The 1687-nt window shown below is 64.2% G+C and carries 2 protein-coding genes; both read right to left on the minus strand.

From position 1 onward, the window contains the following. A partial coding sequence (locus WAN02_RS19525) for a threonine aldolase family protein (RefSeq protein WP_422265886.1) occupies nt 1-1096 on the minus strand: 1096 nt, incomplete at its 3' end. A gap of 244 nt (nt 1097-1340) precedes the next feature. Further along, complete coding sequence (locus tag WAN02_RS19530; RefSeq protein WP_331512261.1) at nt 1341-1625, minus strand: WXG100 family type VII secretion target; 285 nt, start codon at nt 1623-1625, stop codon at nt 1341-1343. Between the last annotated feature and the right edge of the window lie 62 nt (nt 1626-1687).

A 1687-nucleotide genomic window follows, 5' to 3' on the forward strand; every position in this document is an offset into this window, starting at 1 on the left:
GCTTAGACCAGCTTTCCTCGCCCGCGCCCGCGGTGAGTCGGCGGACCGCATGTACCAGCCCGTCGACGTCGTGGGTCGTGGTGGTAAAGGCGGTGACGAAACGGACGACACCTGGCTCCCAACGGCCGTGGTAAAAGCCGTAACCCTCGTCCAGAAGTCCGTCGATGACCTGCTGGGGCAGGTGGCAGAACAGGATGTTCGCCCCTGGCGTGCCCGCAAGGCGAGTGCCGGGAATGGACTTCAGCCCCTCTTCGAGCCGCGCGGTCATCGCGTTGGCGTGCGAGGCATTGCGCAGCCAAAGATCATCGGCGAGGTAGGCGTCGAGCTGGGCGGCGGCGAAACGCATCTTGGCGGCGAGTTGTCCGGCTCGCTTAGCCCGGAAGTTGAGCTCAGTGGTCAGAGAGCGCTCGAAGACGACGATCGCATCGGCGGTTATGCTCCCGTTCTTGATGGCGCCAAAGGACAGCATGTCCACGCCGGCGCGCCAGGTCAGCTCGGCGGGGTGGCAGCCCAATGCGGCGACGGCGTTGGCGAGGCGGGCGCCATCCATATGAACGCGCAGGCCCGCCTGCTTCGCAATGCAGGCCAGGTGCCCGATCTCAGCGGGGGTGTATACCGCGCCGGTCTCGGTTGCCTGGGTGAGGCTCAACACCGAGGGTTGCACGGTGTGCACGTCTCCAACCTTGCGGTGCACTGCGGCCTGCAGCTCGTCGGCGTCGATCTTGGCGTTTTCCCCACCCAGGGCAATAAGTTTGGCGCCGCCCGTGAAGAACTCCGGTGCGCCGCATTCGTCGTTGTTGATGTGGCTGTCGCGGTGGCACAACACGCTGCCCCACGGTGGGGTCAGCGCGGCCAAGCTCAATGCGTTCGCCGCCGAGCCGGTGCAAACAGGGAGCAGATCGATCTCGCAATCAAAGATCTCGCTGAAGCGGCGCCGTGCGCTCAAAGTCCAACTGTCGGTGCCATAGGGCGATGCCTGCCCGGATGCTGCCGCTACAACAGCTGCCAGGATCTCGGGTGAACCACCGGCGGTGTTGTCGCTAGTGAAGCAGCGACTTTCCATACGCGCGACCAGCTCCATCGGGACAACGCTCATGAGCCGTCACCGTCTCCGAGGGTCAAAGGCAGCCTCAAGCCCGAACAGGTCGCAAAGTGCTCGAATGTGTTGAGCCGTTGAGCGTTGACCCACCACGTCGGCACGCGGCTCAAGCAGCGCCATCTGGGCGTCATATGCGTCTCGTCGCAAAAGACCTCCAACCAGCTCGAGTTCGGACTAGAGGGTCAGCAGGGTCTCGAACGCGATCCGGGCCTCGATCGGGCCCAGCGATTAACCCATCGCGTCAGGCCCAGCTGCCGCCGACGGCGGAGTCGGTGGACGACATGTTGTTGCCGGCCGTCTGCACCTTTTGGCCGTGAGAGTTGGCTTGTTCGTAGATGACCTGGAAGTTGCGGCCCAACTGGGTGATGAACTCCTGGCAGGCCACCGAACCCGAGCCACCCCAGAAGTCACCGGCAGCCAGCACATCGCGCACGATGGACTGGTGCTCGGCCTCCAACGACGCGGCCTGGGAACGGATCAACGCGCCGTGGGCATCCACGTCGCCGAACTGGTAACTGATCGACATGAGGGTTCTCCTAAGACGTTTCGGTGATCGGCTAGCTGGACAGGATCTGCTGCGAGGCCTGC

Origin of the sequence: Mycobacterium sp. (assembly GCF_049281135.1) — a bacterium.
Classification (GTDB): domain Bacteria; phylum Actinomycetota; class Actinomycetes; order Mycobacteriales; family Mycobacteriaceae; genus Mycobacterium.